The organism is Chitinophaga filiformis, from assembly GCF_900102545.1.
GTDB classification, from domain to species: Bacteria; Bacteroidota; Bacteroidia; order Chitinophagales; family Chitinophagaceae; genus Chitinophaga; species Chitinophaga filiformis.
This window is the reverse complement of record NZ_FNBN01000001.1, coordinates 1-25,614: the sequence shown is the minus strand read 5'-3', so window position 1 is coordinate 25,614 and position 25,614 is coordinate 1. Positions and strand designations below refer to the sequence as shown.

22 protein-coding genes are annotated in these 25,614 nt (G+C 47.0%); 11 read left to right on the top strand and 11 right to left on the bottom strand.

What is annotated here, in order from left to right:
- Positions 1–196: 196 nt before the first annotated feature.
- Both dnaJ and BLR32_RS00105 read right to left on the bottom strand, forming a co-directional pair.
- Positions 197–1,360 carry a molecular chaperone DnaJ gene (dnaJ, locus tag BLR32_RS00110; protein ID WP_089828216.1) on the bottom strand — a complete coding sequence of 388 codons (1,164 nt, stop codon included), beginning with the start codon at positions 1,358–1,360 and terminating at the stop codon, positions 197–199.
- A gap of 64 nt (positions 1,361–1,424) precedes the next feature.
- Entirely contained in the window at positions 1,425–1,982 is a 558-nt protein-coding gene (locus tag BLR32_RS00105) for a nucleotide exchange factor GrpE (RefSeq protein ID WP_089828215.1), read from the bottom strand.
- 183 nt (positions 1,983–2,165) lie between these two features.
- On the opposite strand from BLR32_RS00105, the gene BLR32_RS00100 reads away from it, so the two are divergent.
- A complete protein-coding gene (locus tag BLR32_RS00100) occupies positions 2,166–3,338 on the top strand; it encodes a class I SAM-dependent rRNA methyltransferase (RefSeq protein ID WP_089828214.1) in 1,173 nt (390 codons plus the stop codon).
- 104 nt (positions 3,339–3,442) lie between these two features.
- Here BLR32_RS00100 and BLR32_RS00095 read toward each other — a convergent pair whose 3' ends face one another.
- The 4 genes from BLR32_RS00095 to BLR32_RS00080 all read right to left on the bottom strand — a co-directional run bounded on the left by BLR32_RS00095 (position 3,443) and on the right by BLR32_RS00080 (position 10,417).
- Positions 3,443–3,793, bottom strand: coding sequence for a T9SS type A sorting domain-containing protein (locus tag BLR32_RS00095; RefSeq protein ID WP_089828213.1), 351 nt, complete (start codon positions 3,791–3,793; stop codon positions 3,443–3,445).
- Between the two features lie 137 nt (positions 3,794–3,930).
- Positions 3,931–4,401: a redoxin domain-containing protein gene (locus tag BLR32_RS00090; protein ID WP_089828212.1), complete on the bottom strand. Its 471-nt coding sequence runs from the start codon at positions 4,399–4,401 to the stop codon at positions 3,931–3,933.
- A 57-nt stretch (positions 4,402–4,458) separates the two neighbouring features.
- Positions 4,459–5,493 (bottom strand): PorP/SprF family type IX secretion system membrane protein, encoded by a 1,035-nt coding sequence (locus tag BLR32_RS00085; protein ID WP_176842107.1) that lies wholly within the window; start codon positions 5,491–5,493, stop codon positions 4,459–4,461.
- A 52-nt stretch (positions 5,494–5,545) separates the two neighbouring features.
- Entirely contained in the window at positions 5,546–10,417 is a 4,872-nt protein-coding gene (locus BLR32_RS00080) for a PKD domain-containing protein (protein ID WP_089828210.1), read from the bottom strand.
- 248 nt (positions 10,418–10,665) lie between these two features.
- On the opposite strand from BLR32_RS00080, the gene BLR32_RS00075 reads away from it, so the two are divergent.
- Positions 10,666–11,310: a rhodanese-like domain-containing protein gene (locus tag BLR32_RS00075; RefSeq protein ID WP_176842106.1), complete on the top strand. Its 645-nt coding sequence runs from the start codon at positions 10,666–10,668 to the stop codon at positions 11,308–11,310.
- Here BLR32_RS00075 and BLR32_RS00070 read toward each other — a convergent pair.
- Positions 11,305–12,819, bottom strand: coding sequence for a carboxypeptidase M32 (locus tag BLR32_RS00070; RefSeq protein ID WP_089828208.1), 1,515 nt, complete (start codon positions 12,817–12,819; stop codon positions 11,305–11,307). The genes BLR32_RS00075 and BLR32_RS00070 overlap by 6 nt on opposite strands.
- A gap of 42 nt (positions 12,820–12,861) precedes the next feature.
- Between BLR32_RS00070 and BLR32_RS00065 the strand changes: the two genes are divergently transcribed.
- The 5 genes from BLR32_RS00065 to BLR32_RS00045 all read left to right on the top strand — a co-directional run bounded on the left by BLR32_RS00065 (position 12,862) and on the right by BLR32_RS00045 (position 18,985).
- The gene (locus BLR32_RS00065) at positions 12,862–13,956 is read left to right on the top strand and encodes a Nif3-like dinuclear metal center hexameric protein (protein WP_089828207.1); all 1,095 of its coding nucleotides are present in this window, start codon (positions 12,862–12,864) and stop codon (positions 13,954–13,956) included.
- Between the two features lie 8 nt (positions 13,957–13,964).
- Positions 13,965–14,717: a zinc ribbon domain-containing protein gene (locus BLR32_RS00060; protein WP_089828206.1), complete on the top strand. Its 753-nt coding sequence runs from the start codon at positions 13,965–13,967 to the stop codon at positions 14,715–14,717.
- Between the two features lie 145 nt (positions 14,718–14,862).
- Positions 14,863–16,350, top strand: coding sequence for a tetratricopeptide repeat protein (locus BLR32_RS00055; protein ID WP_089828205.1), 1,488 nt, complete (start codon positions 14,863–14,865; stop codon positions 16,348–16,350).
- 88 nt (positions 16,351–16,438) lie between these two features.
- Positions 16,439–18,091, top strand: a complete 1,653-nt coding sequence (recN, locus tag BLR32_RS00050; RefSeq protein ID WP_089828204.1) for a DNA repair protein RecN — start codon at positions 16,439–16,441, stop codon at positions 18,089–18,091.
- Positions 18,092–18,172: 81 nt separating this feature from the next.
- Entirely contained in the window at positions 18,173–18,985 is an 813-nt protein-coding gene (locus tag BLR32_RS00045; protein ID WP_089828203.1) for an enoyl-ACP reductase FabI, read from the top strand.
- Between the two features lie 683 nt (positions 18,986–19,668).
- On the opposite strand, the gene BLR32_RS00040 is transcribed toward BLR32_RS00045, so the two are convergent.
- The gene (locus tag BLR32_RS00040) at positions 19,669–19,890 is read right to left on the bottom strand and encodes a DUF2795 domain-containing protein (RefSeq protein ID WP_012794455.1); all 222 of its coding nucleotides are present in this window, start codon (positions 19,888–19,890) and stop codon (positions 19,669–19,671) included.
- Positions 19,891–19,989: 99 nt separating this feature from the next.
- Here BLR32_RS00040 and BLR32_RS00035 point away from each other — a divergent pair, with 99 nt between their 5' ends.
- Positions 19,990–20,652 (top strand): ABC transporter ATP-binding protein, encoded by a 663-nt coding sequence (locus tag BLR32_RS00035; RefSeq protein ID WP_089828202.1) that lies wholly within the window; start codon positions 19,990–19,992, stop codon positions 20,650–20,652.
- 390 nt (positions 20,653–21,042) lie between these two features.
- Here the strand turns inward: BLR32_RS00035 and BLR32_RS00030 are convergent, their stop codons facing one another.
- Genes BLR32_RS00030 through gatC form a run of 3 tightly spaced genes read right to left on the bottom strand, consistent with a single transcriptional unit; the run spans position 21,043 to position 22,660 of the window.
- Positions 21,043–21,606, bottom strand: coding sequence for a cob(I)yrinic acid a,c-diamide adenosyltransferase (locus BLR32_RS00030; protein WP_089828201.1), 564 nt, complete (start codon positions 21,604–21,606; stop codon positions 21,043–21,045).
- 12 nt (positions 21,607–21,618) lie between these two features.
- A complete protein-coding gene (locus BLR32_RS00025; RefSeq protein ID WP_089828200.1) occupies positions 21,619–22,344 on the bottom strand; it encodes an ABC transporter ATP-binding protein in 726 nt (241 codons plus the stop codon).
- A 25-nt stretch (positions 22,345–22,369) separates the two neighbouring features.
- Positions 22,370–22,660: an Asp-tRNA(Asn)/Glu-tRNA(Gln) amidotransferase subunit GatC gene (gatC, locus tag BLR32_RS00020; RefSeq protein ID WP_089828199.1), complete on the bottom strand. Its 291-nt coding sequence runs from the start codon at positions 22,658–22,660 to the stop codon at positions 22,370–22,372.
- A 107-nt stretch (positions 22,661–22,767) separates the two neighbouring features.
- On the opposite strand from gatC, the gene trpS reads away from it, so the two are divergent.
- From trpS to BLR32_RS00005, 3 genes are all read left to right on the top strand, one after another.
- A complete protein-coding gene (gene trpS, locus BLR32_RS00015; protein WP_089828198.1) occupies positions 22,768–23,772 on the top strand; it encodes a tryptophan--tRNA ligase in 1,005 nt (334 codons plus the stop codon).
- Between the two features lie 142 nt (positions 23,773–23,914).
- Positions 23,915–24,550 carry a deoxynucleoside kinase gene (locus BLR32_RS00010; protein WP_089828197.1) on the top strand — a complete coding sequence of 212 codons (636 nt, stop codon included), beginning with the start codon at positions 23,915–23,917 and terminating at the stop codon, positions 24,548–24,550.
- Between the two features lie 145 nt (positions 24,551–24,695).
- Entirely contained in the window at positions 24,696–25,514 is an 819-nt protein-coding gene (locus tag BLR32_RS00005) for a hypothetical protein (protein ID WP_143011304.1), read from the top strand.
- The last annotated feature ends 100 nt before the right edge of the window (positions 25,515–25,614 follow it).

Here is a 25,614-nt window from a genome sequence, read left to right as displayed (position 1 = left end):
TCCCCTATTCGCTTGACAACGCCCGATAGCATTCCAGACAGGAGAGGCGCCGACCGCCATCCCATACTGAAACCGAAGCTATTTAGCGCAATAAAATAAAAAGAGGTTATACCAATTTGATATAACCTCTTCATATTAAAAGTCTGAGTACGTGCTGTGTTAATACTGCTATACTGCCATGATGAAATGACAGCATTTAGCTAAATATATCCCTCACCTTTTCAAAGAAGCCTTTTTCAGACTTCTCCGGGTTCGGTTTAAAGTTCTCAGAAGACTGGATCTTCTCCAGAAATGCCTTTTCTTCACTGCTTACCTGCTGTGGCGTCCATACATTCACGTGTATCAGCTGATCGCCTTTCTCGTAAGAGTTTACGGAAGGGAATCCTTTGCCTTTCAGGCGGAAGATCTTTCCACTCTGGGTGCCTGCTGGTATTTTGATCTTCGCTTTACCGTCGATGGTAGGTACTTCCACAGAGGTGCCGAATACGGCGTCAGGGAAGGAGATGTAGAGGTCATACGCTACATTCAGGCCATCGCGTTGCAGTTCCGGATGTGGTTCTTCCTCGATGAGTATGAGCAGGTCACCGGGAGCGCCGCCTCTTTCGCCGGCATTACCCTTTCCGCTCATGCTCAGTTGCATACCTTCCTGTACACCTGCAGGGATGTCGATGCTTACCATTTCCTCGCCATAAACGCGTCCTTCACCTTTACAGTGGCCGCATTTGCTGGTAATGGTCTGTCCTTCACCGTGACAGGTAGGACAGGTAGTCACTGTCTGCATCTGGCCCAGGAAGGTCTGGGTCACTTTCCTTACCTGACCGGAACCACCACAGGTACCGCAGGTCTGGAATGCATTTTTATCTTTGGCTCCCAGGCCACTACAGTGGTGACAGGGAACATATTTTTTAACCTTGATCTTTTTATTAGCGCCTTTCGCGATCTCTTCATAGGTCAGACGGATCTTGATGCGCAGGTTGGAACCACGGGTCCCTCTGCCGCGTCTTCCGCCACCACCGCCTCCGCGGTTGCCGCCAAAGAAGCTGCCGAAGATATCATCTCCGAAGATGTCTCCGAAGTTGGAGAAGATATCATCCATGTTCATACCGCCTCCGTTGAAGCCACCACGGCCGCCGCCCAGACCGGCATGTCCGAAACGGTCATACTGGGCCCGTTTATCGGTATCACTCAACACTTCATAGGCTTCTGCCGCCTCCTTGAATTTCTCCTCTGCTTCTTTATTGTCGGGGTTTCTGTCAGGATGGTACTGCATAGCTACCTTACGGTAAGCTTTTTTGATTTCATCCTGGGAGGCAGACTTGGCAATACCCAGTATTTCGTAGTAATCTCTTTTGGTAGACATATATCACACTAAGGCCGGCAATTTGCCGGCATGGTTAATGAAAGCATTTCTGTCAGAACGTCACTTATTTCCCTACTATTACCTTGGCATGACGTATCAATTTGTCATTCAGGTAGTACCCTTTCTGCATATCGTCAATTACCTTTCCTTTCAGTTCTTCTGAGGGTGCGGGAATCTCAGTGATGGCATCGTGTAGATCAGGATTAAATTCGGTGTGCAAACTCTCCATAGGTTTAAGGCCCTTGGCTTGCAGGGTCGACTTTAATTTATTGAAAACCAGCGCAACACCATCTTTTACGGCATTAATGTCGGTAGCGTTTTCTATCTGTTTACTTGCACGTTCGCTATCATCCAGCACATCCAGCAAAGAAATGATCACTTCCTTGTTGGCCGTCTGCATCAGTTCGATTCGTTCCTTAGCGGTGCGCTTCTTGAAGTTATCAAATTCCGCAACCAGGCGAAGGTATTTATCCCTTATTTCGTTGAGCTCCTGTTGTTTCTTATCCAGTTCGCTTTCATCCGCCAAGGCATCGTTGAGGTGTGTGGTGCCGCTCATGTTCTCATCAGCATTAATATCCGGCATGCCTTTACCATTTTCGGTGTCCTGTCCGTTTGTCTGCATATCTTTTACGTTTTCTTTTTATGAAGTAATATTGTCTGCAAAGGTACATCAGACAATTAACTTGCCAAGATAGAAAGAGAAGACAAATTGACACAGAGAAGAGAAGGGGCCTCACGTACCCACCCTAAATTACCACCTCCTAATCTGTAATTGCCTTACCTTTGCAGCCTGGAAAAAATTGCAATGACCAAAGTTTTTTTAAAGAAAAAGATACAGAACCGTGTGCTGCAGGGCCATCCATGGATATTTGGGAACGAAGTGGGGACAATTGACGGACCGGTGACCGCTGGCGATACGGTAGACGTATTTACACATCAGGGCTTTTTCATCGGCAGGGGATATATCAATCCCCAATCCCAGATCCTGGTGCGTTTGCTTACGCGCGATAAGGATGAGCAGATTGATGCTGAATTCTTTTACCGCCGCCTGCTGAAAGCGTGGAAATACCGCCAGCAGCTGGGATATGTGGAAAACTGCCGCCTGGTTTTCGGAGAGGCAGACGAGATGCCAGCCCTGGTCATCGACAAGTTCAACGACCATTTTGTATTGCAGACGCTGGCATTGGGAATGGACCGCTGGAAAAGCGCCATTGTGGATGCCCTGAACAGGATCTTCTCCCCTAAAGGGATCTATGAGCGAAATGACGTACCCGTACGTGAACTGGAAGGATTATCCCAGCAAAAGGGCTTTTTAAGCGCTCCTTTCGACACTAACGTGATCATCAATGAGAATGGTCTTAAGTTCCATGTAGATATAGAAAATGGCCAGAAAACGGGTTATTTTCTCGATCAGCAGGATAACCGTCGTGCCATCCAGCATATAGTGAAAGGCGCCGATGTACTGGAAGCATTCTGCTATACCGGTACCTTCTCCTGCCATGCAGGCCACTATGGGGCCAAAAGTGTACTCGGACTGGATATTTCCGAACATGCGGTAAATACCGCCCGCCGGAATGCCGCCCTGAACAACCTGGAAGACGTATGTAAGTTCCAGGCAGTCAATGCATTTGATGTATTGAAGCAATGGACCCGGGAAGAAAAGAAATTCGATGTAGTGATCCTGGACCCGCCGGCATTCACGAAAAGCCGCGAAAACATCCAGAAGGCCATTACAGGGTATAAGGAGATTAACCTGCGCGGTATGAAACTGCTGAAGCCGGGAGGTTTCCTGGTAACAGCTTCCTGTACCAACCTGGTGCCGCCATCCCTCTTCCTGGAGATCATCGATATGGCCGCCAAAGACGCTAAAAAGAAGCTGCGTCAGGTAACCTTCCAGACCCAGGCGCAGGACCATCCGATCCTGTGGAATATCGAGAATACCACTTATCTGAAGTTCCTCATCGTAGAAGTGCAATAAGGTATTTTGTACCCCGGGCAACAACCGGGGGGAAATAAAAAAGGGGCCCGTTCTGTACGAGCCCCTTTCTTTTTATAACTAGTTAAAAGGAAATGCCTGATGAATTATTTAACTACGTTGAATTTACCCGATTCTACCAGGTTGCCCTGACGGTCTCTTAACTGGAAGATATATACACCACTGTAATATTTATCCAATTCAACTGTAGTACGTGTGTTCAGATTTTTGAACTGATCTATTCTTTTTCCCAGGAAGTTAAAGACAATAAGATCATACCCCTGGTCGTTATTGTTCTGTAATTCGAAATTGATCCTGCTGGTTGCCGGGTTAGGATATAGCTTCACGATCTTACTACCTCCATCAGAGAATGGAGAAGTTTTAGCGCTTTGTGCCCATCCCGTTAAGGATGCAAGGCATAGGAAGCAAGTAAGTAATAGCGTAGAGGTTTTCCACATACCCGTAAAGATAAAGATTTTTTCAAATATCAGTCGATTTATTTCACAATATCACCTATGTAAAAATAACAAATGGCGAGCCAAAAAGGAAGGCCCGCCATTACTTTTTTAAAAAATTTAACGCTTTCGGATAACTTTTATTGCAGACTGCTGAGCGCATTCTTAACTCCTTCAAAATCAGGCAGATCGCCGGCAGATTCTAACACCTGCGCATATCTGATGACGCCCTCTTTATCCACCACAAAGGCTGCTCTTTTAGAAACACCCTTCAGACCCAGGTTAAATGTCTCGTAAAAAGCCCCGTAAGCCGGTGAAGCTTCTTTATTAAAGTCCGACAGCAGGGTGAAATTCAGGTTCTGGTCAGCCTTAAACTTGTTCAGTGTGAAAGGCGAGTCCACAGATATTCCTACTACCGCCGTATTCAGACCATTATAGAGCGCAATATTATCTCTTATACTGCAAAGTTCTGCTGTGCAGACACTGGTAAAGGCCATCGGAAAAAATAGAATGACCAGGTTCTGTCCTTTAAAATCCTCCAGGGAAACTGTCTGCTTGTCTGTACTTACCAGCGAAAAGGCAGGAGCTTTGGCACCAACTGTTATGTTCATCTGTTTATCTGTTTACGTGATTAAAGTCAGGTGTAAAGATAACAATTGGTGCAACAATCAGAAGTTGGGACAGCGGACACTTTCCAGCGTACTGTTTCTGCTCCGGAATCCTTTGAATACCAGCGATATTTCAAAACCGCCCATGCTGTGACTGGCAGTTTTCAGCTTCGAGATATTCGCATCATAGGTCACGCCGATCTCATACTTGTCCATATCCAGACGGAAAGATGGGATGATGGCATCCTTATAACGCATATAGGCACCGAAATAAAATGCTCTTGTACTTTCCAGTCCGTCGTCATACAGGCTGTAACCCAGCAAAGCTCCACCCAGGTATTCTGAGTAGGCGCCCATATGGATCTCATTGTACTGGGCGATGAATTTCAGTCTTTCCTCCAGCGGGAAGGTGATCCCCGCATTAAAGGTGAACTTGGGATCCAGGGCAATGGTAGCATCCTTGTAGAAGGAAAGCTTTGGACGGTTAAAGTGGAATAGGGCCGCACCTATATAATAGGTCACCTGCTCATCTGCACCCAGTGTACTGTTAAAGCTGATACCCGCGCCTGCATCCAGGTAAGAGTATCCGCGCAGCGCCAGTCTGCCTTCTTCACCGGTAGGCGCCGTAGGATCAAACTGTCCACCGGTATACTGGTTGTTGAAAGTCAGCTTGGTAGCATCGAACTGTCGCTGTACAATGCCGCCTGTAAAGCCTACTGACAGGAACATACTTTTATCCTGGCTCAGTGACTTGTGGTAGTTTACTGCTGGCAATGCCTGTACCGACTGCAAACGGGCAGTACCCGCCCTGTCATAGGTGAACTGTATGCCCGCAGTCACAAAATCCTCACTGCTCCCTACAGGGAACTTCATTTCCGCGCTTAATGCGCCTGTCTGGTATGGTATAGTAACGCTGTTCCATTGGTTCCTGTATACAGCCTGTACGCGGTAGTCGCCGTTGAACAAGCCTATCAGCGCCGGATTACGTAAGATCGGTGTTTCATAAAACTGGGACAGGTGTATATCCTGTGCTACCAGTGATTGTGTGCCACAAACGCACAATGCCACTAACAGGTTTCTACAATTCATTCTCATGCTGGCAAGTTTTAATATCATATGGTATTAATGGGATGCTGGCAGGTAAAAATTACCTTACCAGCATTACGTTTCCTTTAAGGGTGAAAGTTTCGTTTGAGTCGCAAACCAGTTCTGCCACGTAAATAAACACGTCCGGATCCACTGGCTGGCCATTCACACGACCATCCCATCCATATGCCGGATCCTCCACATTAAAGTTGGTCCTTTCAAATACCTGCTGTCCCCAACGGTTATATATCCTGAAAGATTTGGCTGATTTTACACCCTTACCTCTGATATAGAAAATGTCGTTCGCGCCGTCAGCATTCGGTGAGAATGTGTTCGGCAGGAATATAGCACCTGATGAACATACCAGTGTGATGGTAACATCATCAATAGTGGTACAACCATACGCGTTAGTCACTTTTACATGATAGGTGGTATTTTCTCTCGGTGTTGCTATTGGTGTAAGGCAATCCACACAATTCAGGGAGCTGGCCGGCCACCATTCTATCTGTGTAATATCGCTGCTGCCTGTTACCGGCAACTGTACGACTGTACCTGTCGGAACCTCCATATCCGCGCCTGCATTCACAACAGGGGCCGGATGTACGGTAATGGTAGACGATACAGTATCAGTAAAGCAATTGTCATTGCCATATCCAATAAGCTGGTAGGTAGTAGTTGTATCCGGAGTAGCCATCGGGTTGGCAATATTTGCATTGCTCAGACCTGTAGCAGGGATCCATTTATAAGTAATTGCACCCTGTGCCTGTAACTGTACGGCGCCTCCGGGACAGATATCCCCACTATTTACCTGTACAGTGAACGGCTGTGATACAGTTACTTTTACATCTGCTTCCGCGCTACAACCGGTGGTGTTTGCAACAACTACGTGATAGGTAGTGTCTATATCAGGTGTAACAACAGGAGAAGCACTCTTGATATCAGAAATGTTATAGTCAGTCCAGGTAATATCCACACCCGCCTGTGTGTTTGTCTGCAGCGTAACAGACTGGCCGCGGCAAATGCTGGCAGCAACCGGTGTTGGCGACAGGGTCGGATAATTATCTATCTGCACATTCTCAGTAGCAGTATCACTACAGAGGCCACTGGCAGAGGTGATGATCAGTTGTGCAGGATAAATACCTGCCTGTGAATAAGTGATAGCCGGAGGTGTCTGAACATTATACTGCTGATTATTGGTAGTCCAGTTCCACGTCGTACCCGGCAGGTTCCTGGTGTCTGTTCCTACCAGCTGTACCGCCGTCCCGACGCAGACCGGTGTAATTGGTGTTATCTGAGCTACAGGTTTCGCTTCTATTTCTATCTGCATGCTGGTATCTTTTACACAGCCATAATAGCTGGTGGCGGTCATTTTTACCGTGTAAATACCAGGAGCATCATAAATGAAAGTTGGATTAGGACCGGTCGCTACATCATCTGTACGGCCGCTTATTCCGAAGTCCCATACATAAGTAGCCATCATGCCATCGTCAATAGAAACACCCTTGGTAGAATCGGTGAATTTCACTGTTCCTCCGTCACAAGCCTGGGTGATATCAGCGCCGAAAGCAGCAGTGATCCTGTCTACAGTTATTTTCGGACTGCCTGATGCAGGTACTGTACAACCACGTGCATCTTCCAGCAATACTACCGGGTAGTATATCCCTTCTTTCTGATAAGTATAGGATGGAGAAGCAGGAGTGGTGGTACGTACGGAATAACCGTCTCCAAAGTCCCAGATGAATCGCTGTGCAGTGGCCGATACCGCTGTCATACTAGCTGTTAGCGGCCAGCAGCCCGTTTCAGGCGTTACAGTGAAGCTACCGTCAGGACCAGCGATCGTGATGTCTTTAGGTCCGGCAACAGGGCTTGCACAACCACCTTCTGAGTAAACGGTTAAGGTAACAGGGAAGGTGCCGGGTCTGATATAGTTATGTAAAGGATTGTCTTCGTCTGATGCACTGCCATCTCCGAAATCCCACGAAGTTTTCACATAATCAGTAGACTGGTTAGTGAACTGTACTTTCACAGGAGGACAGATATCTCCCGCTACATTCGGGAAGGTAAAGTCAGCGATCGGATTAGGTACTTTCAGGAAATTAGTGGCAGTTGTGTCAGCGGTACAACCCGTAGCACTTGTTACGGTCAGCGTTACTGTAAATGTTCCCTGTGCGGTATAAATGTGCGCCGGATCTCTATCTGTACTGGTGCCGCCATCTCCGAATGTCCATGCATAGGTCAGTGGCTCAGTTACAGAAGAGTTGTCAAACTGGAACGGTACATTCAGACACGCAATGTTGCTTTTCGCACTAAAGTTGGCGCTTATTTCAGGGATTGTCACAGTCTGGACAGAAGTGTCTTCACAACCTGTGTTATCTCTCACTGTCAGCGTTACCGGGTAGTCCTGGGCCACAGTGAATATATGAGTGATGTTTATCGGCTGAGTGGTATAAGCTACCGGAGCTGAGCCATCACCAAAATCGAAAGTCCATGAAACGATGGTATTGCCGGCACGGGTGGTAGACTGGTCAGTGAAACTAACCGGCTGGTCTTTACACTGGCGTGGATCTACAACGAAGCTGGCAGTGGAACCGTTAACATCTACTCTCAGCGGGTCAGATACGTGTGGACAACCGTTCACGTCGTTAGCTGTATAGACAACATTATAAGTACCTGTATTTCTGTAAGTAACTACTGGTCTGCTGCTACCGCCACCTGTTCTTCCATCACCGAAATTCCATCTGAAGGAAGTAATAGTACCAGGAGGGAAAGGATCTACACTGAGAGTAGTTGAAGTACCCAGACAAACTACGTTTGGAGTAGCGTAGATCACCGGTTTTGCAGTGATGACCCTTACTACAGCAGAGAAAGTGGAAGTACAGGTACCGTTGGATACACTCAGCACTACAGTGTAAGTACCATCTGCAGCATAAGTATGGGTAGGAGACGGTGTATTGTCGGTGGTACCGTCGCCAAAGTCCCATGAATAGGTGCCTACAGGGCCGGTTCCCCAGTTGGTTTCGTCAGTGAATACCCTTGTGAAAGGGTTCGCACAATCAACTGCGCCTATCGCAAAGTCGGCTATAGGTGCTAATGTTTCAATATAATCGGTTTTGGTCAGGCTCCGCGAACAACCATTATTGGTAACGGTCAGTGTCACGTCGTGCATGCCGAGTGTATTGAAGACATATGTAGGATTTCTTGTTCCGGAAGTACCTGGAGCACTACCGTTCTCCTCAAACGTCCATTGGTATGTTAAGCCACCGATAGCAGGGGTGGAGAGATCGGTAAAGCGGAATATTTGTGGCTGACAGCCGACATTTTGATCAACTGTAAAGTCAACATTGATAGGATTGCCGACTCTTACATCGTAAGTAGCCGTCTGTGTACAGCCTGTCCGGGTCGTAATGGTCAGGATGACAGTATACCGGTTCTGATTGGTGTATACATGTGTCGGAGTAGGCTGGTTAGAAACACTGCCGTCTCCGAAATCCCAGGCATATGAAACAACCGGATCAGCGCTTACGATGGTAGTGCCAAATGTTGCAGTCAGCGGCGCACAACCTCTGGCGGTTCCGGTGATAGCAAGCGTTGGCTTCTGGATGGTAATAGAGTTGACAGCAGAATCCTTACAACCTATCGCACTGATAGCCACTACTTTTACGTTATAGGTGCCCTCTGCGGTAAAAGTGTGCAGCGGGTTCTGTAAGGTACTGGAGGTGCCATCAGCAAAGTCCCATGCAAACGTGCTGCCACCGGAGCCGGTTGTGGTCATTTGTACATTTACCGGCACCAGACATGCTGCTGTTGGCGACATGGTGAAATTGATGGTCGGAGGTGCGGAAATAGTAAAATTCCGTGTAACGATCGCTTCACAACCATCCGCAGAGATGGATTTCAGCGTAACGGAATAAGGACCTGCGGTTGCGAAATTCTTTACCGCATCTTTTGTGGTTATTACCGAGCCATCTGAGAATGTCCAGGTAGAAGACACCGGAGCTGGCAGCGTAGTATTGGTAAAGGTCACATCGTTGCCGCTACAGGCATCTGTCTGGATGGTAAAATCTGCCACGGCAGTATTTACCACGATATAGTCCGTTTTAGTAGAAGTCTGTGAACAACCATCCGCGGTGGTAGCGGTCAGCTTTACTGTGAATTTACCTGTAGAAGTATAGTCATGGCTTGGATGCTGGCTCGCACTGGTAGCTCCATCTCCGAAATCCCAGAGATAGGTCATAGCCGGGGGAGCACCCACGGTATTCAGCGTGGTGGTATTGGTGAAATTGACAGTTGTCGGTGCACGACATCCGCCCTGGTTATTGCTGGTAAACGATACCTGCGGGGTAGCATTTATCTGCATTGTTTGTGAACCACTGCTTGTACATCCGAAACTGTTAGTAACAATAGAGGTGGCCGTAATGCTGCCTCCTTTATCGTACGAGTGGGTGGCAATGGAACCGGTAGCTCCGTTACCATCCCCAAAGTCCCAGTTAATACTGGAGATACTTCCATCTCCGGCAGTTGACTGGTCAGTGAATGTTACATTCAGCGGAGTACAGCCTGCCAGGGAAGACGTAGAGAAAGCTACTGTTGGCTTATTGTAAACATTCACAACATGCTGCGTGGAACTTACCTGCCCATTTGGAAACGTTACCGTAAGCGTTACAGTGAAATTACCAGGGCGATTGAATGAACGTGTCGGATTCCATAACGAGGATGTGGCGCCTCCGTCCCCAAAGTCCCACGAGGCAGTACCTACGGGGCTTGACTGATTTAAAAATTGTACGAACACTGCACCGCAACCACTCCAGTTGTCGGCGGTAAATGCTACAGTGTTCTGTGCGTGTGCCTTGGCACCAGAAAGCAGAAAAAACACTACGAAGCATGACAATGCATACCAGAAGTGCGTAAATTGGCGTAGGTATTGGTGTTTCATTTTCCGGATATGGCTGTTGTCTGTCGACGCCAGCTCAGGGTGAAAAATAGAGTGTAAAAAATAATAAAAATGAATAATATTAAAAAAATACTGATCCTAAAGATTAAAACGTAAACTTTGCACAAACAGTTCAGGGGCTGTCCCAAAATCACACAAAAGTTATTACTGTGCAGTACTAACGAACAATTTACGGAAGCACAAGCTCAACAATATATAGCAAAAATATGATTTATAAATGTTATACATACGTGGCACTTTTAGGTTTACTTATTTCAGTAGTGAGTGGTGCCAGCGCGCAGCAGGTAGATGTATCTGTATTTCAGCAATCTATACAGAAAAAGGATGCCCAGGTCTTTGATGTACGGACGGCCGGGGAGTTTAATACCGGTCATCTGCACAATGCTTTACAAGCCGATTACACGAAAAAAGGGGAATTCATAGAGAGAGTGCAATATCTTGACAAAGAGCAGGCTATATACATATATTGTTTGAGCGGCGGAAGGAGTACGGCCGCAGCAAAATGGCTACGGGAGAATGGTTTCAGAGAAGTGATTGAGCTTAAAGGCGGTATCAATGCCTGGAAGCAGGCTGGACTACCTGTAGAAGGTGTGGCTGACGTGCAACAGATGAGCGTAGATACTTTTCACATGGCAGTCGCATCCGGGGATGTGCTGGTGGATGTAGGAGCGGAATGGTGCCCACCCTGCCGGAAGATGGAACCTGTTATACAGGCATATCTGAAAGAAAATAAAAAAGTACGCCTGTTGAAGGTGGACGGAGGACGTGACCGCGAGGTAATGCAGGCTGTAAACGCCACTTCCCTGCCAACTTTTATTCTTTACAGAGATGGCAGAGAAGTGTGGCGTAAACAAGGTGTATCTGATAAGTTATAAGCCGTAGATATCACCAAACTTTTGAGTGGCATACTCCAGGAAGTATTTGAAATCCAGCGGCTGACCGGTTATTTTCTCACACAATTCATTGGAAGTATAATAACGACCGTGGCGATGGATCTGCTGGCGTAACCAGGTCAGCAGATCTTCGTACCTGCCTTCCGCGATCTGCTCTGTCAATCCGGGAATCTGCTGTTGCGCAGTTGCAAAGAACTGGGCTGCGTAGAAGCTACCAAGGGAATAGGTAGGGAAATAACCAAAGCTGCCATGCGACCAGTGGATATCCTGTAAAACACCCTGCGTATCGTTAGGTACGGTAACATGCAGGAACTCCTTATAGTAGGAATTCCATATTTCACGGAGGTCTTTTGTCTGATAAGTACCATCCAGTAATCCTTTCTCAATTTCGTATCTCACCATCACATGGAAATGATAGGTCAGTTCATCTGCCTCCGTACGGATAAGGGATGGCTGTACCAGGTTGATAGCTTTATAGAAGTCCTGCAGGCTTACATTACCCAGGTTATCAGGGAATATTTGCTGTAACTGTGGATAATGATGCTGCCAGAATACCAGGCTGCGGCCTACATTGTTCTCCCATAACCTGGACTGTGACTCATGAATACCCAGACTGGCTGCCTCACCGGAAGGCAGGCCGTAAGCAGTTATATCAAGTCCCTGCTCATACAATGCGTGACCTCCCTCGTGAATACAACTCCAGGTCATATTCCCGAAATCATTTTCATCGATACGGGTGGTGACCCTCACGTCCTGAGGATTGAAACTGGTGGTAAACGGATGTTCCGACACATCCTGCCGACCTGCATTCATATCATAGCCCATGGCTTTCAGCAACTGAATACCGAACTCCCATTGACGGTTGCGGTCATAATGCAGGTGCAGGAAATCCTTCTTCACCTGCGGGCGCTGTTCAATGCTACGCAGCAGGGGAGTCAACGCTGTTTTGACATCGCTGAATATCTTATCGAGCATGACAGTGGTAGACCCTTTTTCATATTCGTTCAGCAGGGCATTATAAGGATGGCCCTCATAGCCAAGGATGTCTGCTTCCTTCCTTTTCAATGCTACCATTCTGTTCAGCACCGGTTCAAAGAGATCGTAGTTGCCCTCCTTCCTGGCATTGATCCAGGCATGATAACATTCGTTGGTAGTCTTCGATAGTTCAGCCACAAAGCTGGCAGGGTACTTCTTATTCTTCTCGTAATCTTCCAGTGATAGAGTAATATTCTTTGCCGCTACAGGGTCGAGGGCTGCTTTTTCGTTGTTGAGCGTTTCCAAGAGCGCGCCCAACTGGGGGGCGGTGAACAGTTCATGGGCAAGCGTACTGAGAGTAGTGATCTGTTGTCCGCGGAATGCAGCTCCCTTCTGTGGCAGATAGGTTTCCTGGTCCCAGCCAAGTACAGCCATTGCATGCCGTATATCTGCAACCTGTTGCATCTTTTCTTTATAGGCTTCGTAGTGGGTTATTGTAGATGAGGTCTGTGCCATGCTTTTGATTTTGTGCAAAAGTAGGGGTAAATTACCGGCAATATGAAGATCAGGGACATTACCAATGCCATTGCGGCCTTTGCGCCTTTACAATACCAGGAAAGTTACGACAATGCCGGACTGCTCTTTGGCAACCCGGACTGGGAGGTAAGCGGCGTATTATTGACGCTGGATGCCACCGAAGCCGTAATTGAGGAGGCTATTGCCAGAAAGTGTAACCTGGTAGTGGCCCATCATCCTATTGTTTTCGGCGGATTGAAAAAGATCAATGGTAATAACTATGTAGAACGCGTAGCTATCAAGGCTATCAAGAATGATATAGCTGTTTATGCAGCGCATACCAACCTGGATAATGTAAGGAACGGCGTCTGTGACATGATGGCCCGGAAACTGGCCTTGCAGAACTGTAGTATACTGTCGCCCAAAAGAGAGCTGTTACGTAAGCTCTATACATTTGTGCCACAGGCAGATGCAGAAAAGGTGCGTACTGCCCTCTTTGCAGCCGGCGCCGGACATATTGGCGCTTACAGTGAATGTAGCTATAGTGTGGATGGAACAGGTACTTTCAAAGGAGGAGAAGGCACCAATCCCTATGTGGGCAAGGTCGGAGAGCGCCATCATGAGGCGGAAACAAAGGTAGAGGTGATATTTCCCGTATATTTGGAACAATATGTGATCAGGGCATTGCAGGATAATCATCCGTACGAAGAAGTGGCTTACGATGTGGTGAAACTGGAGAATGCATATGCAGAAGTGGGTTCAGGACTGGTGGGATACCTGAAAGAGCCGATGGATGAGGATACCTTCCTGCGCTGGGTGAAACAGCAGTTCGATACAGGATGTGTGAGATATACGCCGCTCAGGGGAAAGCCTGTTAAAAAAGTGGCTCTTTGCGGGGGAGCGGGTAGTTTCCTGCTGAAAAAGGCAATATCTGCAGGGGCAGATGCCTATATTTCGGCTGATTTTAAATACCATGAATTTTTTGATGCTGAAAATCAGATAGTTATAGCGGATGTAGGACATTTCGAGAGTGAGCAGTTTACGGTTGAATTATTTTATCATATATTGACCGAAAAATTCCCTAATTTTGCGCCTCTTAAATCTACAATTCGTACAAATCCGGTAAATTACTTATAAAAACATACATGGCTACTGTAAAAGAATACTCCGTAGAAGAAAAATTGGCGTCTGTGCTTAGGCTACAGAAGATGGACTCCAGACTGGATGAGATCCAGGTGTTGAAGGGAGAGTTGCCAATGGAAGTAAAGGATCTGGAAGATGAGATTGAAGGGCTGAACACCCGTCTGTCTCATGTAGAGGACGAAATCCGTGGCATCCAGGACTTTATTGCCAACAAAAAGGCGGCAATTAAAGAGTCAGAGGCCCTGATGAAGAAATACGAGAAGCAGCAGGATAACGTTAAGAATAACCGTGAGTTTGAAGCTATCACCAAAGAGATCGAAATGCAGTCGCTGGAGATCAAACTGGCTGAAAAGCATATTAAAGACGCGAACGAAGAGGTAAAGGATAAGAGCCGTAACCTGGATAGTGCCAAGAAACTGATTGCTGATAAAGAATCTAACCTGAAGCACAAGAAAGGTGAACTGGAAAAGATCATCGCTGAAACTGAGAAAGAAGAGAAAGCTTTCCGCAAACAGAGCGATGAAGCCCGCACCAAAGTAGAAGCCCGCTTACTGGCTGCTTATGAGAAGATCCGCACCAACTACCGTAATGGTCTGGCTGTGGTAACCATCTCCCGCGATTCCTGTGGTGGCTGTTTCAATGCTATTCCTCCTCAACGTCAGGCTGAGATCCGTCAGCGTAAGAAAATCATCGTTTGCGAGCATTGTGGCCGTATCCTGGTTGATAATGACCTGGACGCAACCGTGACTATCTAATAGCGCGATATACCTCATTTAAGATAGTAATAGGAAAGTCCCGGCTTTTATGCCGGGACTTTTACATTCAGGCCGTAAGGAAATGTAAATTTGGTTTGGAATTTGGTAGATAGGCCCGGAGTTAACAATCAGATATATTTGTTTCATGCGCACAACAATCCTGCTGGCATTCATTTTAAGTATTTCGTTTTCGCTATCAGCACGGCAAAAGGTTTTCGACTTCAATATCCGTTGTCAGCAAGCCTATGACGCCATCATGCAGTTGCGCCTCGACGCCGGAACAGCCCTGTTGGAAGAAGAAAAAAAGGCACAACCAGATAACCTCATCCCGTATTTCCTGGAGAACTATGTTGATTTCTTTCTCCTCTTCTTTAACGAAGACGCAACATTGTATGCGCAGAGAAAGCCACTCAGGGCCGAACGGCTGGCCCGCATGGAAGAAGGTCCCGCCAACTCACCCTATTATCTCTACACACAGGCAGCTATCCGTTTCCAGTGGGGTATGATCCGCCTGAAGTTCAGTGAACGCTGGGATGCCGTCTGGGACGTCCGTAAAGCCTATATCCTGTTAAAAGACAATCAGAAAAAATTTCCTCAGTTCCTGCCTAATAATATGCTGGCCGGTTCCATGCAGACAGTGTTTGGTACTATCCCCGAAGGGTTCCGCTGGATTTCCAATACGCTTGGTATGAAAGGAAGTATCCGTGAGGGTATGCAGCAGGTGCAGCAGGTGATAGACAGCAATACGGAAGTGGCCAGGTTATTCAGGGAAGAAGCCTGCTACTATTACTGTTATCTGAAATTATTCATAGAGAACAAACCGGAAGATGTATGGACATTTATCCAGAAATATAAGCTGGATACCAAAAATAACTACCTTTTTGCCCTGATGGTGGCCAATATCGCCATGAACAACCAGAAGGCTGCACTAGGTATTAAAGTACTGACAGAGCGGAATGACAGTGCGCAGTTTGAAGAGATTCCATACGTATACTACCTGCTGGGACAATTGAAACTGTGCCGGCAGGATGAAGATGCGAATGTCTATCTGCTGAAATTCATCGACCGCTTTAAAGGTAAGTTCTATCTCAAGGAAGGCTTGCAGCGCCTTAGCTGGTATTATTACCTGCATGGCAATATGGAGGCGGCCAACAAGTACCGCAACATGATCCTCACCCGGGGAAATACGGAAACCGATGCAGACAAGCAGGCCTTAAAAGACGCCAAAAGCGGTAAATGGCCAAATACCTTGTTGCTCAAAGCCCGCCTGCTGAGCGACGGAGGTTATTTCTCTGATGCACTGAAACTGTTGCAAACGAAGAAGGCCGCAGATTTTGGAACAATGGAAGAAAAGCTGGAATATGCTTACCGTCTGGGCCGCATTTATGATGAAATGGGCCAGGACGATAATGCCATCATCATGTACGAGGCAACAGTACGGACAGGCACCAACCGCCCGGAATACTTCGCCGCCAGGGCTTCTCTGCAGATGGGATATATCTATGAGAAAAGAAATGATAAGGCCAAAGCGCAGCAATGCTACCAGGCATGCCTGGATATGAAAGGCCATGACTATAAAAATTCACTCGATCAGCGGGCAAAAGCAGGTTTACAGCGATTAAATGGTGGTTGAGCCTGTCACTACGCAAATACAGTTCGTAATATGTGTATTAATTTGCGGTATAATCCAATGTGATATATTCGTATTTCCAATACTCCTTATGCTACAGAAACTAACTATCAAGAATTACGCGATCATTGATCACCTGGAGGTGGATTTCTCCGGCAACCTGAATGTAATTACAGGGGAAACAGGTGCCGGTAAGTCGATCGTGCTGGGTGCGTTGTCATTAATATTGGGAGAACGGGCAGACCCGGGAATGCTGCTTGACAAAGAAGCAAAATGTGTGATAGAGGGTGCCTTTAAAGTAAAAAAATCGCAGGTGGCAGCCTTCTTCCAACAGTATGAGCTGGATATGGAAGAAGATCAGCTACTCATCCGCCGGGAGATCAGTTCGGCCGGAAAGTCGCGTGCATTTGTCAATGATACGCCTGTTAATCTGAACCAGCTGACAGAGTTAAGCCAGTACCTGGTGGACCTGCATCAGCAGTTCGATACACTGGAACTGGAGAAATCCGATTTCCAGCGGGAAGTACTGGATGCACTGGTGAACCAGCCAGCTATGATGCAGCAATACCAGCAGCAGTTCCAACGCTATTCCCAGGTGCAGCGCCAGCTGAAACAACTGAAAGATCAGCGGGACAGCGCCAATAAGGAACTGGACTATAATAAATTCCTGCTGGATGAACTGGCAGATGCCACATTTGCAGCAAACGAGATCGAGGAACTGGATGCAGAACTGAAAGTGTTAAGCCATGCCGAAGAGATCCGCAACACACTGAGCCGTGTATATTTCCAGCTGAATGAAGATGAACAGCCTATCCTCCAGCAGCTAAGACAGATACAGTCTTCTGTACAGGCCCTGGCTGCTTTCCATAAAGACGCTCCGGCGGTAGCTGAAAGATTACAGTCTGCCTACCTGGAACTACAGGATATTTCGTCAGAAATAGGCCATATGAACGACCAGGTGCAGTTTGACGGTGCTCGTATAGAACTGGTGAATGAAAGACTGTCAACAGGCTATAAACTGCTGAAAAAGCATGGTGTGCAGACAACAGCAGAACTCCTGCAGATCCAGGAACAGCTGAGCAGCAAAGTGGAAGGTGCACTGAACCTGGATGAAAAGCTGGCAGCCCTGGAAACCGAACTGGAAGTATTGCGGGCAGACCTGCAGCAACAGGCCGATACGATTACGGCTGCACGTGTGAGCGCCGCCGCCCCTTTTGAAGAAAAAGTGAACGCCCTGCTGGCACAGGTAGGTATGCCCAATGCCCGCCTGAAAGCCTCCATTGCGCAGGGAGGGCTGAATCCCTACGGGCAGGATACTATCGAATTCCTCTTCGACGCCAATAAAAGCGGACAGTTTGCCCCTATCAGGAAGGTGGCTTCCGGCGGTGAGCTGAGCCGGCTGATGTTGTGTATCAAGTCGCTGGTAGCCCAGTCTGTAGCCCTGCCAACACTGATATTCGATGAAATTGATACCGGTATCTCCGGAGAAGCGGCCCGTCAGGTCAGCTTCATCATGGAAGATATGGCGAAAGGCCACCAGATCATCTGTATCACCCACCAGCCGCAGATCGCGGGTAAGGCAGACCACCACTATTTTGTGTTTAAGGATGCCCGTGATGGTAAAATAACCACCAACGTGAGGCTGCTGACAAGGGAGGAACGCATTAATAAAATAGCCCAGATGCTGAGCGGGGAGAAGCCCACGGCAGCAGCGCTGGAAAACGCAAGGGAGCTGGTGAAATAGCTAATCAATTGGCCGCTTTTCAATTAATCTTTTTTTTTCAACTATAACAGCTATTTTTGCCGAAATTAATTTTTGAACCCAATGGCTCATAACTTATTAAAAGGAAAAAAAGGTATCATATTTGGTGCGTTGGACGAGAAGTCTATGGCTTGGAGCACAGCATTACGCTGTGTGGAAGAAGGCGCCGAAATTGTGCTGACAAATGCTCCTATCGCATTACGCATGGGAGAGATCAACAAACTGGCTGAGTTGTGTAAGGCTCCTGTTATACCCGCTGATGTTACCAATATGGATGATCTGAAAAGCCTTTTCACTAAATCCATGGAGCATTTTGGCGGCAAAATAGATTTCGTACTGCATTCTGTGGGTATGAGTATCAATATGCGTAAAGGCAAATCTTACACCGACCTGGATTATGACTTCTCTCATAAAACATTCGATATTTCAGCTATGTCCCTGCACCGCGTGCTGCAGACTGCATACCAGCTGGATGCTTTGAATGAATGGGCTTCCGTAGTAGCGCTGACCTACATCGCTGCTCAGAGAGTGTTCCCTGACTATAGCGAAATGGCGGATGCTAAATCTATGCTGGAATCAGTAGCACGCAGCTTCGGTTACCACTATGGTTTCAAGAAGAAAGTACGTGTGAACACAATCTCCCAGTCTCCTACCAAAACAACTGCAGGTAGCGGTGTGAAAGGCTTCGATGGCTTCATGAGCTATGCAGAGAAAATGAGCCCGCTGGGTAACGCCAGTGCACAACAGTGTGCTGATTACTGCGTGGCAATGTTCTCTGACCTGACCAAAATGGTGACCATGCAGAACCTGTTCCATGATGGTGGTTTCTCATTTACCGGTGTATCCGCAGAGGTAATTGAGCAGATGGAAAAGTAATACGTCGTAGTAACATAATTTGAAAGCCGTGAAAGGGATGATCCTTTTTCACGGCTTTTGTATTTATAACCTGTCAAAACAGAATGGTAGCTGCATGAGAATATTGTCTTTGACGATAGCCATAAAATGGTTTTGAGGTTATCAATGCAAAAGCTTGCAGTCTTAGTGCGACTAGCTTACAAATAGGTATGCAACCGGGGATCAAAATAGTATTTAGAGGTCACCTCAATATCCCACCGATATATAGATGTCCTTAAAATAGCCTCTTGATGCCATTTTAGCGCTCTGATGATAAGCCGATTCCAGGCCGATGGTAAGCCGATAGTAAGCTATCCGAACGCTGCTGAAAGATTATCTGACTCGCTACCAATGCGGCTGCTGAATCACTTAATGTTAAGGTAAAATCATTTAGATGCTATGAGAGGCGTGAGGTACGTAAACTTCTTTCTTTTTAGGGATGGTTAAACTATATGCCTGGTGGCTATCTCCCAGGTTTGCAACCTGATCCGGAAAGACAATCCTTTGGGGCATACAATTCCATTTCACTCCATGTGCTTATTACTGACCAGGTATAAGGTTTTTGATCAGGGTATAAAAAAAGCCGTTCCTCCTAAGAAAAGGAACGGCTAAACTTTTTAAGCATAGGCGAATTGCTGAGGCAACAATAATGGAAAATAATCCGTCTAATACTCATCCTCGTTGAAGAAAAAGTCGTCTTGCGACGGGTAATCAGACCAAATATCTTCTATTCCCTCATAAATTTCCCCCTCGTCTTCCAGTTCCTGCAGATTCTCAATCACTTCAATCGGTGCACCGGAGCGGATGGCGTAATCTATTAATTCGTCTTTCGTAGCTGGCCATGGAGCATCCTCCAGGTATGAAGCTAATTCTAAGGTCCAGTACATGTTATCGAAATTTTTACTTTCTGAATTTTCGCAAAAGTATTATTTAATTTGAAATAAACAACTATTACTATTTTAAAGGTTAATTACTTTTCTTTGAGTATGCTAACCGCACGCAATCTTACCAAAAATTATTCCAACTTACACGTCCTGAAAGGTGTAAGTATTTCCGTATCCAAAGGAGAGATCGTAACTATCGTAGGGTCTTCCGGTGCGGGCAAGAGTACTCTTTTGCATATACTCGGTACGCTGGACACCCCCAGTTCCGGGGAAATCTGGTTGAATGACGTAAACCTGGGACTTCTGAAAGGGAACGCATTGGCTGATTTCAGGAACAAACATATGGGTTTCATCTTTCAGTTTCACCACCTTTTACCGGAGTTCACTGCATTAGAAAACGTTTGTATCCCCGGGTATATTGCAAATGCCCGTAAGGCGAAGGTAAAAGAAAGGGCAGCTTTCCTGCTGGAAACCCTGGGCCTTTCCAACAGATTGGAACACAAGCCAAACCAGTTATCGGGAGGGGAACAGCAACGCGTAGCGGTAGCCAGGGCCCTGATCAACCAGCCGGATATTGTCATGGCCGATGAACCTACGGGCAACCTGGACTCCAAAAATGCCCGGGAACTGCATCAATTGTTCATTGAACTGCGGGACAAGTTCCAGCAGACCTTTATCATTGTTACCCACAACGAAGAGCTTGCTCCTATGAGCGACAGGCAATTGGTAATGAAGGATGGGGGGATAGTAGGGGAGCTGGTGTAACTCTTTAAGTCCAACTATGCGTCTGGTATGCGTCTGGTATAAAGCATGTCTGAAGCATATCAAGTCCAAGGTAACGGCATAGCAAAGGCATGGTAAAAGTATACTTTATATCAACTGTCATTAACAAAACATAATAGGACTCCAGAGGAGTCCAAGTGTTTGTAGCGCGGGGTGACAACCCCGGGAAAAATGCGCGGGGTGACAACCCCGGGAAAATGCGTGGGGTGACAACCCGGGAAAAATGCGTTGGGTGACAACCCCGGGAAAAATGCGCGGGGTGACAACCCCGGGAAAAATGCGCGGGGTGACAACCCCGGGAAAATGCGGGTAATAACCCCCTGGATGCCTGACGCCGTGTTTATAATCCTATCACAACCCAGGAACCCGATCTCACATCCTCGCCTTCCAGGGTATCTCCTCCACCTTCAGCTGATACCCTATCCACCTGGCTAATACAAACAAATAATCGCTCAGCCGGTTCATATACTGCAGCACCAGTGGTTCAATGAACTGCTGCTGCTCCTGCAGTCCCACACAAAGGCGCTCTGCCCTCCTGCATACGCAGCGGGCAATATGGCAGGTAGATACTGCCACATGGCCGCCGGGAATAATGAACGACTTCATTTCCGGCAGCACTTCATTCATTTTATCGATACTATTTTCCAGCAACGTAATATCGGCGGCCTGCAGGTCAGGAATACGCATTTTGGTGTCCTTGTCAGGGTCGCATGCCAGGGAGGAACCGATCGTGAAGAGACGGTCCTGTATTTCCCGCAGCAGGGCTACTGTGTCGCCGTAGGCAGACAGGTAGTCGCTTACCAGGCCTATATAGGAATTAAGCTCGTCTACGGTACCGTAGGCGTCTATGCGAAGGTTACTTTTAGGCACTTTGGTACCTCCGATCAGCGCTGTTTTGCCCTGATCGCCTGTTTTGGTGTAGATCTTAAATGACATCAGTGATGCTGTTTACTGATTGGATTTTACGGCGTGAGCGAGCAGTTCTTCGTTCTGCCTGTCAGATTCTATCAGGCCGTCACGCAGGCGCACTACGCGGCGGGCGTGGGCGGCGATATCCTCCTCGTGGGTGACGAGTACCACCGTATTGCCGGAGGCGTGAATGGTGCCGAATATCTCCATGATTTCGATGGAGGTTTTGGTGTCGAGGTTACCGGTAGGTTCATCCGCCAGTATCAGGGAAGGATCATTGACCAGGGCGCGGGCGATAGCTACGCGCTGACACTGACCTCCGGAAAGTTCATTGGGTTTATGCTTGTAACGTTGTCCCAGACCCACTTTTTCCAACATGGCCCGGGCCTTGTCCTCCCGCTCCTTCTTGGAAATACCGGCATAGATCAGGGGAACGGCCACGTTTTCCAGTGCGCTGAGTCGCGGCATCAGGTTAAACTGCTGGAATACGAACCCGATTTCTTTATTACGCACCCTTGCCAGGTCATCATCTTCCATTTTACTCACATCATGGCCACTCAGGATATATCTGCCGCTGGTAGGCGTGTCAAGACAGCCCAGCATATTCATGAGCGTGGATTTGCCGGAGCCGGAAGGCCCCATCAGTGCTACATACTCATTCTTAAAAATGTCCAGGTCTATACCTTTCAGTACTGGCAGTTCATTTTTACCAATGAAGTAGCTTTTACGGATATGTTCCAAATGGATGACGGAATGTGGGCGCATAGATTTATAGCATTACAAGGTTGATCTATTTCTTGATAACTTTCGGTACCTGGAAATATTGGTCGTTGGCAGCAGGGGCGTTCTTTAAGCCTTCTTCCCGGGTTATGGAAGGAACTACAGTATCTTCTCTTAGCACGTTTCTGTCTGCCGTCAGGTGTAATAATGGTTTCACGTGAGTGGTGTCCAGCTCATTCAGTTTCTCCACAAAGGTGATCATCCGCTGAAGATCTCCCTGGATCTCCTTTTTCTCCTGTTCGCTGAATTCGAGCCTTGCCAGGTCTGCCAGTTGTTGTACCAGCATCTCATTCACTTCCATAAATCAAATTAAATGAAAAAATAATAAATATTGGACATGTCCGCGTTAAAGTTACCTTAAATAGTCGATAGTCCATAATGGGCAAATTCCTTATTTTGCACCCCATTATGGCTACATCAAAAGAAATAGTGGTGAGCGGTATCCGCTCTACCGGGTATTTACACTTAGGCAATTATTTTGGCGCTATCCGCAACTACATCAGGATGCAGGAAACATTTAACTGTTATTTCTTTGTAGCTGACTGGCATTCCCTGACCACCCATCCCGATCCTAAAGACCTGCGCGCCAATGTTTTCCGCGTGCTGGCAGAAAATATCGCGTCCGGCCTGGACCCAGAAAAAGTGGCCCTGTATGTACAGAGCGACGTTCCTGAGATTGCAGAATTATACCTGTTACTCAACATGATGGCTTACAAGGGGGAACTTGAAAAGGTACCTACCTTCAAAGATAAAGTACGCCTGCAGCCGGAAAATGTGAACGCCGGTCTGTTAACTTATCCTGTACTGATGAGCGCAGATATACTCATTCATCGTGCTGTAAAAGTACCGGTTGGTAAAGACCAGGAGCAACACCTGGAAATGGCCCGTAATTATGCGCAACGCTTCAACAAGCGCTATGGCGAATTGTTCCCGGAACCAGTTGCATTCAACTTCGGAGATGACCTGATAAAAATACCAAGTCTGGATGGCACTGGAAAAATGAGCAAGAGCGAAAACCAGATGGCCACCCTGTACCTCGCTGATACAGATGACCTGATTCGTAATAAACTGAAGAAGGCAAAATCAGATAGTGGCCCTGCCGAACCAGGTGCACCAATGTCAGACGCTGTTACTAATCTCTTCCTGCTGATGGAACAGGTAAGTACGCCGGATGTGATCAAGCATTTCCGCGACACCTACGATAATCAGACTATCCGTTACGGAGATATGAAAAAGCAGTTGGGAGATGATATGGTGAACTTTATCGCCCCCATCAGAGAGAAAGCGCTCGCTTTACAGAACGACCCCGCCTACCTGAACCGTATCATGAAAGAAGGTGCAGAGAAAGCCAGGGAAAGTGCGGCACAAACTTTGCAACAAGCGAGGAAACTCATTGGAATTCACTACTATTAATCACTCGTTATATCGCAGTGGCAGTGGTAGCAAGTTTTTTCAGTTGATAACCAAATAAATTGTAAATTTTAGGTTAGTCAACTAATAACTTGCTGCCATCAGCTGGCTGCGAATTGAATGATTAGTGACCCCTGATACTATCATGGCAAAACAAAGCAAAATCAAGCACATCGCTATAGCCGGGAACATTGGCGCCGGAAAAACCACACTGACTGAGCTGCTGTCGAAACACTATAAATGGGTAGCACAGTTTGAAGATGTTGAGCATAATCCCTACCTCAATGATTTTTATGAAGATATGCCACGCTGGTCGTTCAACCTGCAGGTATACTTTCTGCACGGTCGTTTGAAGCAGTTACTCGACATACAGAACGGCAATGAAATCGTGATCCAGGATCGTACCATCTACGAAGATGCACACATCTTTGCGCCCAACCTGTACGAAATGGGACTGATGACTAAACGTGATTTCGATAACTATTTCAACTTCTTCGAAACGCTGAAGTCGATGGTGAAACCTCCGGACCTGCTCATCTATCTGCGTGCATCTGTGCCTACACTGGTAGCACAGATCCAGAAAAGAGGAAGGGAATACGAAGAAAATATCCGCCTGGATTATCTGAAAAGACTCAACGAATATTATAATAACTGGATAGAAAAATATTCGGAAGGACCGCTGCTGATCATCGATATTGACAAGAATAAATTCCCGGAAAGCGAAGAAGATCTGGGAGAGATCATATCGAAAATAGACTCCCAGTTATATGGTCTGTTCTGATCATTATGATATAGTTTTTTTTAATAAAGATTAATTTCCTAATATTGTCTCCTCACCATGTGAGGAGATTTTTGTTTGTTAACACGTTGACCCACACCACGTAACAATCCCCCTGAAAGACTAACTAATCCAAGATTCGAAGCAAATGAAAAAGATCATTGCGACCACTGTCTGCACAATGTGCACGGCAGTTATCTGCGCGCAACTTGTATGGCTGTCTGTCGATAAACAGCCCTTTGCCGGTACTTACAGCCGGAATTTCCATCAGTTACTCACTGCCTTACAGAACCAGGCAGCACTGGCCTATATACCTGTTGTGACGGCGGGTGTCAGTACGGAGCGGCGTTTCCTGTTAAAAGCTATCAGCACACATGCTGCCGCAGTGGCAGTACCTGTCAGGCATGGCGGATTTGGCTTGCATTTACAGCAATCCGGATATACTGATTACAAACGGCAGGCGATAGGCCTGTCTTATGGCAGAACCCTGGGCGACCGGTTCAGTATAGGCATGCAGGCAGATTATCTGTCAGAAGTCATTCCACAGTATACAACAGCGGCTACTGTTGTTTTTGAGCTGGGATGCCTCATGCATCTTACACCACAACTGCATATGGGATTGCACGTGTTTAATCCCACCGCTGGCAGTTCTCAAAGCCTGGGTAAAAGCAAGGTACCTGCCATATACAGCGCCGGCCTTGGGTATGAAGTAGCGCCCACCTTTCTGTTAAGTGTAGCAGTCACACAGGAGACAGATGAAACAACACTTGCCAAAGTGATGTGCGAGTATCGTATTATAAAGCAATTGTCGCTGCAGTTAGGTATGTCTACCAATCCGCAATTGAATAGTGCCGCTGTCGGTATTACATTACGGCAATTGTATATACAGCTCTCTGCCAGTTATCATCCGCAATTAGGTTTCACGCCGGCAACGGCGATCGTATGGCAATTAAAGCAGCGGCAATGAGGTTATTATCTGTTATCCTGCATCATAACAGCAGCCGTGATCTTACGGCAATTAAAGCAGCGGCAATGAGGTTATTATCTGTAATCATGCATCATAATAG